A 7,315-nucleotide genomic window follows, 5' to 3' on the forward strand; every position below is an offset into this window, starting at 1 on the left:
TGCCGACGCCGAGCGCAATCAGCGACACCACGCCGAGCGCCGCGATCTGCGGCGTTGTCGCGTCCGACCGCATCTGGTGGCCTCCGCTGCCCTTGTGTGGACCCATATCGTGCCCGTGCTCATGATGGGCATGGCCACTGGCGTTGGCCTGCTGTGTCCGCATCTGCGCGTGCTGTACGTCGGCAGCCGGCTCTCGGTTGTCCTTTCCGGTGTCTGCCGAGCGCTCGGTCATCAGCCCGTGCTTCAGGCCCCGCGCGACCAGCCAGACATTGGCGGGATAGGCTAGCGCGAAGCCGGCAATGACGCCGAGCGACATCACCCCCCAGAACAGCAGCTCGGTCGGCTCCATGGCGCGCATGTCGCGGCCCATCATCAGGAAGCTCATAACCGGCGCCATACCGGCCATCATGAAGTTCATGGAGATGAATTCGGGCAGCAAGCTTTTGTTCACGTTCTCCCAATAGCTGCCGCCCATCATCGATTTCATGAACAGCGACTGGAAGATGAACAGGCCGAAGGCAAAGCCGGCGAGGTATTCGACGATCAGGTCGAGCCACATCGGCAGGCCAAGCGTGGCGGTGACGACCGCGGCAAGGATGATCCCCGTGGCATCGCCGGCGACGCAATGGATAGTCGAGCCGACGCCCTGCTTCCAAAGGGGTTTTGTGAAGGCCTCATGCTCGCCCGGGCGCGGTTCCTTGTCGGCGAGCACATAAAGCAGCAGCCCGAGCGGGCCCATATAGAGCGTCACAAGGATGAAGCCCCATTTCATCACTACGGGCTCGGGATTGTTGCGATACTGGTCGAAGCCGACATAGAGCGTCGACGCTCCCGCCAATGCGAACCAGGTAACGAGGAAATAGTCTATCGGTTGGATGAGCATGTCTCCGCCCTTGATTTCCGCCTCATGGCATCGGGCGGCACAGCTTAAATGGTGTAATGCACGCGGCCGGCACGTTTATGATCCGTGCCGGGCTTAGCCGGATTCGCTTAAGCAGCTGCTTTTTCGTTGTCGTAGCCTGCAGCCTTGATGACATCGCAAATCGCCGTCTCGTCCGCTTTGGTCTCGACAGCCACAGTGGTTGACCCGAGGTCGACCGTCACGCGGGCGGCAGGATCGACGCTCTTTACCGCCTTTTCGATCGTGCTGGCGCAGTGGCCGCAGCTCATGTCTGGAACTTTCAGTTTCAGCATTGCAGTTCTCCTTTTCGCATCTCGCGAACAGATATGGGCCTTCCCATGATGGTAAGGTCAAGGGCGGTTTCTCGGTGGACGCCTAGACGATACCAGGCAAAATTTTAGCTCTTGACCTTCCCATCACTGGAACCTTTATGTGTTGCTGCAACCACCAAAAATGGAGTTGCGGAATAATGAACGCCATCACTCGCGATGCAGCAGCCGGATCCGATACTGATCTCGTGATCCAGCTTGGCATTGAAGGCATGACCTGCGCTTCCTGCGTGAGGCGTGTCGAAATGGCGATCGCCTCAGCCCCCGGCGTCGTCTCGTCATCGGTCAATCTCGCGACGGAACGTGTCGAGGTGACCTTTGCCGGCAAGCCCGACCTTGCTCCGGTAATCGCAGCGGTATCGGCCGTCGGCTACCAGACACGCACAGACACGCTCGAATTTGCGATCGAGGGAATGACTTGTGCCTCTTGTGTTAGTCGCATCGAGAAGGCGCTGAAGGCTGTGGCTGGCGTCACTGACGCCACTGTCAATCTTGCAACGGAGCGCGCAACCGTCCGCGTCGCGACGGGTTCTGTGGAGGCCGCAACCCTTGAAAGCGCGGTGGCTGCGGCCGGCTACAAGGCGCAGCAGATCTTGTCGGATGCGGGACAGGACCGCGAGCGCGATGGACGCGCCCCCGAAATCCACACGCTTAGCCGTTCGCTGACCTGGGCGGCCCTGCTGACGCTGCCCGTCTTCGTTCTCGAAATGGGGTCTCATCTCGTGCCGGCGTTCCATCACTGGGTAATGATGACGCTTGGCGACTGGAACTGGCGCCTGCAATTCGTCCTCACCACGATCGTCCTGTTCGGTCCCGGCTTGCGCTTTTTCCGCAAAGGCGTGCCGGCGTTGCTCAGGGGCGCGCCAGACATGAACGCACTTGTCGCCCTCGGCTCCGGTGCCGCCTGGGCTTACTCGCTTGTCGCGACCTTCATGCCCAATGTGTTGCCGGCGGGCACAGCGAACGTCTACTACGAAGCGGCGGCCGTGATTGTCACGCTCATCCTGCTTGGCCGTACCCTGGAAGCCAAGGCTAAGGGCAGGACCAGCGAGGCCATCAAGAAGCTCGTGGGCCTGCAGCCCAAGACGGCGCGCGTCGTCCGGGATGGTATTATAGTCGAAGTGCCAGTCACCGAAGTTCGGGTGGGTGACATGGTCGTGGTGCGACCGGGCGAAAAGATAGCCGTCGATGGCGAGATCGTCGAAGGATCATCCTTCATCGACGAGTCCATGATGACCGGCGAACCGCTGCCTGTCGCCAAAGGCATCGGCGCAGAAGTCGTGGGCGGCACGATCAACAAGACCGGCAGCTTTTCCTTCCGTGCCACCAAGGTCGGCGCGGCGACACTGCTTGCCCAGATCATTCGCATGGTCGAAGCTGCCCAAGGCGCAAAGCTGCCGATTCAAGCGCTCGTGAACAAACTCACGGCCTGGTTCGTGCCAGCTGTCATCGCGGCTGCCGTGCTCACCTTCGCGGTCTGGCACTTCTTCGGGCCGGACCCTGCCCTCTCGTTCGCGCTCGTCAACGCGGTCGCGGTGCTCATCATCGCCTGCCCCTGCGCAATGGGCCTCGCCACGCCTACCTCGATCATGGTCGGCACTGGACGCGCTGCCGAATTGGGTGTGCTCTTCCGCAAAGGCGATGCACTGCAGACGTTGCGTGACGCCACGATCATCGCGCTCGACAAGACCGGCACTCTCACCGAGGGCCGACCCGACCTGACGGATTTCATCGTGTCAGATGGATTCAATGAAGCGAACGTGCTGCGGCTTGTCGGCTCCGTCGAGGCTCGCTCTGAGCATCCGGTCGCAGAGGCGGTCGTGCGAGCGGCCCAGCGTCGCGGCCTCGTGCTTGCCGATGTCAACGATTTCGTCGCCATCCCTGGCTTCGGCGTCAGTGCAACCATCGAAGGCCGCGAGCTCGTGATCGGCGCGGACCGATTGATGACCCGGCTCGGCCTGGACATCTCGGCTTTTGCCGCGGCATCAACGCGTCTTGCCGACGAGGGCAAGACCCCCCTCTACGCCGCCATCGACGGCAAGCTTGCCGCGATCATCGCGGTTGCCGATCCGATCAAAGCGTCGACGCCAAAGGCGATCGAGGCGCTGCACGCGCTTGGCCTTCGGGTAGCCATGGTGACCGGCGACAACCGCCTCACGGCGGAGGCGATCGGACGGCATATCAGCATCGACGAAATTGTCGCCGAGGTGCTGCCCGATGGCAAGGTCGACGCCATCAAGCGGCTCGGCCGGCATGGCGCCAGCGTTGCCTTCGTTGGCGACGGCATCAATGACGCACCGGCACTCGCCGCTGCGGATGTCGGCATCGCAATCGGAACGGGTACGGACATCGCCATAGAAAGCGCCGACGTCGTCTTGATGTCGGGTGATCTTCGCGGCGTGGCGAATGCGATCGCGCTCTCTAAGGCAACGATCGTTAACATTCGTCAGAATCTGTTCTGGGCCTTTGCCTACAACATTGCGCTGATCCCGGTTGCCGCCGGCGTGCTCTATCCAGCTTACGGGACGCTTCTGTCTCCGATGCTCGCCGCTGGCGCAATGGCTCTTTCGAGCGTCTTTGTCTTGAGCAATGCATTGCGCCTCAGACGCTTCCGCGCACCGCTGCACGACGGATCACAAGCCAAACAAGCTTCCGGGAAAGCCTTAGCGGCGTGACAGAAATGTGCAGACCTATTTACCAAGCGTCCAGCTGCAGGCGTCGCAGAGATTGAAAGAAAGGAGAGTCATGAACATTGGTGAAGCCGCAGCCGCGTCAGGTGTCTCGGCCAAGATGATCCGCTACTACGAGTCAATTGACCTGATGCCCAATGTCGCCCGAACCGACGCCGGCTATCGCGTCTATTCGGACAGCGACATTCATGCCCTACGCTTCATTCGGCGCGCCCGGGATCTCGGCTTTTCGGTAAACCAGATGGCCAATCTGCTCGCCCTTTGGGGCGACCGATCACGCACCAGTGCCGATGTCAAGCGTATCGCCCTGGAGCATGTCGCGGAACTCGAGCGGAAGATGCGCGAGCTTCGCGATATGTCCAAGACGCTGCGTCATTTGGCTGAGCATTGTCAGGGGGATGATCGGCCGCATTGTCCGATCATCGAAGACCTTTCCAGCGGGCACGACGCTGGACCAGCCAGGCCCCGCAAGCGTCGGCAGCCCGCCGTCGACGGCGTCCGGCCTCGCCACGCCTTCTGAACACTGCGCGTACTCGAGACGCGGAATTTGACCTAGGAGATAATTACATGCATCGACGCGAATTTCTTGTGGCAAGCTTGGCGACTTTGGCCAGTTCCACGGCGCTGGCGCAAACGAAGATGGACATGTCCAACATGGACTCCATGCCGGGAATGGATATGAGTGGCCATGCCGGGCACGACATGGGCCCCATGGCGAAAGGCGCCGTCGCCCTTCCCGAGGGCGAGGCGCTGCGCAATTTGCCACTGCTTGCCAGCGAGGCCAGCACGCCCGGCCTTTTCAAGGCAAAGCTGACGGCGGAACCCACCGTCGCGCGGTTCGCCGAAGAACTGGACACGCCGATCCTTGCCTATAACGGTATGAGCCCCGGGCCGCTGATCGAGGCCTATGAGGGCGACCGGGTCGAGATCGCCTTCGCCAACAGGATCGAGGGCGAGCAAAGCACAATCCACTGGCATGGCATGCCGGTACCGGCCGACCAGGACGGCAATCCGATGTACCCTGTGGCCGCGGGGGCGGACCGCGTCTACGTCTTCGACCTGCCGGAAGGGTCGGCCGGTTCGTACTGGTACCATCCGCATCCGCACGGCAAGACAGCCGAGCAGGTTTATCGCGGCTTGGCTGGCGCATTCGTGGTCAAGGCGAAAACCGATCCCGTGCCGGCCGAATATGGCGACACCGTGCTCGTGTTCACCGACCTCAGGCTCGCCGCCGACGGCTCTATGCCCGAAAACACTATGACGGACCTGATGAACGGCCGCGTCGGGGACCACGTACTGGTCAATGGGCAGAAGAACCCGAAGCTCTCGGTAGCAATGGGCGCGAAACGGCGTTTTCGGCTTTATAATGCTACCAATGCGCGCTACCTGAAACTCGCTTTCGATGGCGCGCCGATGACCATCATCGGCAGCGACGGCGGGCTGCTGGAGGCGCCGGTGGCAGCAAGGGAGATCCTGCTCAGCCCGGCGGAGCGTCTTGAACTTGTCGTATCTTTCGAGAAGTCAGGCCCCGTTACGCTATACACCTTAGACTACGACCGCGGCTGGATGGGCCCAGGCCGTCCAGCCGATGCCGGGCTGACGCTGCTCACAGTCGATGTTTCAGACAATCTTGCCGGGCCCGTGCCCCCGATTCCCGAGCGACTGCGGCCGATCGCTCAGCTCGGGAACCCCACCGCCAGCCGGCGCCTCGTGTTGACCGAAACCATGACCATGACTGCCACCGATAGGCAGATGGGGTTCCTGATCAATGGCAAGGCCTTCGACATGGGCCGTATCGACATTGTCTCTAAGGCTGGTCAGACCGAACTCTGGGAGATCGTCAACCAAGCCGACATGGATCACCCGTTCCATTTGCACGGCACGCAGTTCCAGGTAATCGAGCACGAGCGCGGCGGCAAGGTCACGAAATCACCCTATCTTGCTTGGAAAGACACGGTCAACGTTGCACGCGGCGAGACGGTCCGGCTCTTGTTGCGACAAGAGCGACCAGGCCAGCGCATGTATCACTGCCATCTCCTCGAGCACGAACAGCTCGGCATGATGGGTGTCGTCGACGTGCGGGCATAATCGGCCCTTCATAGTGACTGGGCTGGCAGTCTACGGTTCGCTGTTCGTCAGCGCCTTCCTAGCGGCAACGGTGCTGCCGGTTTCGTCTGAGGTCGTGCTTGTTGGCCTATTGGCGACCGGTCGGGGCGATCCGGCCCTACTCTTTACGGTTGCTACCATCGGCAACACGCTGGGCTCGGTTGTGAACTGGATATTGGGCCGGGGGATCGACGCGCTCCGGTCGAAGCAATGGATCCCTATCACTCCCCGGCAGTTTGAGCGGGCGAGCCGCATGTTTCGCCGCTATGGCGCGTGGACGCTCTTGTTCGCATGGTTGCCAGTGGTCGGAGATGCTTTCACCGTCGTGGCAGGCGCGGCACGGGTCCGGCTCGCCTTGTTCGTGGTTTTAGTCGGCCTTGGAAAGGCGGCGAGGTACGCAGCAGTCACCCTGGTAAGTCTATGGGCGGCGAATTAACCGGCGCCCTCAACCTTGTTGCATTTGGGCGAAAAGAGTCGACCGAAAAGGCGCGACGGGCTGCTACAATCGCGGACCGAAGAGCACCGTCCGTCGAGATCGCCGAAAATCTGCGATCGCCGATCTCGCGCCAGCCGAGTGAATATGCCGACAGCCTTACGGTCATCGGCGCTGAGGCCTAGCTGGCGATCACCAGCGCTTGCAACTGCCGCCGATCCTCTTGGGACCATTGATTGGGGTCTTCGTCATGGGCAGACTTCGCGTGAAGCTCGACATGCTTCATGACTTCCTCCGCGCTCTCTGCCGTGAAGCTCCCCGGACAAGCCTCCATCCCCGGATAATCTCTGCATCGATACGTGTATGGCATTGCTGCCTCCGTACATTAGAGAACACTTAAGGAGGCGAGTGAACGCCGCTCTTGTCAATGAATTTTCGGTCAACGTTGCGACTTGCAAAACCCGGACTTTGCCCTACGCTAGGCCGACAATGGCTCGATTGTCGCCAAAACACCTCCTGGCCATGCTGCTCGCGGTCTTGCTGACCGCCGGGTTCAGCCTGTCTGTCGCCCAGGCAAGCGTCATGTCGTCGAGGATGGCAAGCGAGAACGCCATGGCGATGCCGGCCGCTGACGGAATGGGCAAGATGGCTGACGGCGCCATGCACCACGACTGCAAGGCGTGCAAGGACACAAGCGGCAAAACTGGCCCGATGCATTGTCCGCCGGATTGCATCGCCCCCGTCCTCGCGGTGCTGCCGCAGGATCCGGCCGTGATGATCGTGCCGGGCATGCAGCAGCTCCGGGCGCTGCCCACTCCCCTTCTTCGCGGGCGAAGTTCCCTGCCCGACCCATCCC

General features: G+C 61.5%; 8 protein-coding genes. 5 read left to right on the forward strand and 3 right to left on the reverse strand.

Annotated features, from left to right (window positions below; genetic code table 11):
• Both EOA60_RS12180 and EOA60_RS12185 read right to left on the reverse strand, forming a co-directional pair.
• A partial coding sequence (locus tag EOA60_RS12180) for a DUF4396 domain-containing protein (RefSeq protein ID WP_164899279.1) occupies window positions 1–883 on the reverse strand: 883 nt, incomplete at its 3' end.
• Window positions 884–990: 107 nt separating this feature from the next.
• The gene (locus tag EOA60_RS12185) at window positions 991–1,194 is read right to left on the reverse strand and encodes a heavy-metal-associated domain-containing protein (protein ID WP_127334684.1); all 204 of its coding nucleotides are present in this window, start codon (window positions 1,192–1,194) and stop codon (window positions 991–993) included.
• Window positions 1,195–1,370: 176 nt separating this feature from the next.
• Between EOA60_RS12185 and EOA60_RS12190 the strand changes: the two genes are divergently transcribed.
• The 4 genes from EOA60_RS12190 (at window position 1,371) to EOA60_RS12205 (ending at window position 6,462) form a co-directional block, all read left to right on the forward strand.
• Complete coding sequence (locus tag EOA60_RS12190; RefSeq protein WP_127334683.1) at window positions 1,371–3,905, forward strand: heavy metal translocating P-type ATPase; 2,535 nt, start codon at window positions 1,371–1,373, stop codon at window positions 3,903–3,905.
• Window positions 3,906–3,975: 70 nt separating this feature from the next.
• Window positions 3,976–4,440 (forward strand): Cu(I)-responsive transcriptional regulator, encoded by a 465-nt coding sequence (gene cueR, locus EOA60_RS12195; protein WP_127324780.1) that lies wholly within the window; start codon window positions 3,976–3,978, stop codon window positions 4,438–4,440.
• Between the two features lie 47 nt (window positions 4,441–4,487).
• Complete coding sequence (locus EOA60_RS12200; protein WP_127334682.1) at window positions 4,488–6,008, forward strand: multicopper oxidase family protein; 1,521 nt, start codon at window positions 4,488–4,490, stop codon at window positions 6,006–6,008.
• Between the two features lie 13 nt (window positions 6,009–6,021).
• Entirely contained in the window at window positions 6,022–6,462 is a 441-nt protein-coding gene (locus EOA60_RS12205) for a YqaA family protein (RefSeq protein WP_127213866.1), read from the forward strand.
• A 178-nt stretch (window positions 6,463–6,640) separates the two neighbouring features.
• Here the strand turns inward: EOA60_RS12205 and EOA60_RS39690 are convergent, their stop codons facing one another.
• Window positions 6,641–6,829 (reverse strand): DUF1059 domain-containing protein, encoded by a 189-nt coding sequence (locus EOA60_RS39690; protein WP_095832655.1) that lies wholly within the window; start codon window positions 6,827–6,829, stop codon window positions 6,641–6,643.
• Window positions 6,830–6,981: 152 nt separating this feature from the next.
• Here EOA60_RS39690 and EOA60_RS12215 point away from each other — a divergent pair.
• On the forward strand, window positions 6,982–7,315 hold a 334-nt coding region (locus EOA60_RS12215), incomplete at its 3' end, for a hypothetical protein (RefSeq protein ID WP_206628129.1).

Origin of the sequence: Mesorhizobium sp. M1A.F.Ca.IN.020.06.1.1 (assembly GCF_004023265.1) — a bacterium.
Taxonomy (GTDB): domain Bacteria; phylum Pseudomonadota; class Alphaproteobacteria; order Rhizobiales; family Rhizobiaceae; genus Mesorhizobium.

Coding starts and splice junctions, on each gene's coding strand:
- cueR (WP_127324780.1), top strand. CDS start 3,976: ATGAACATTGGTGAAGCCGCAGCCGCGTCAGGTGTCTCGGCCAAGATG.
- EOA60_RS12190 (WP_127334683.1), top strand. CDS start 1,371: ATGAACGCCATCACTCGCGATGCAGCAGCCGGATCCGATACTGATCTC.
- EOA60_RS12200 (WP_127334682.1), top strand. CDS start 4,488: ATGCATCGACGCGAATTTCTTGTGGCAAGCTTGGCGACTTTGGCCAGT.
- EOA60_RS12185 (WP_127334684.1), bottom strand. CDS start 1,194: ATGCTGAAACTGAAAGTTCCAGACATGAGCTGCGGCCACTGCGCCAGC.
- EOA60_RS39690 (WP_095832655.1), bottom strand. CDS start 6,829: ATGCCATACACGTATCGATGCAGAGATTATCCGGGGATGGAGGCTTGT.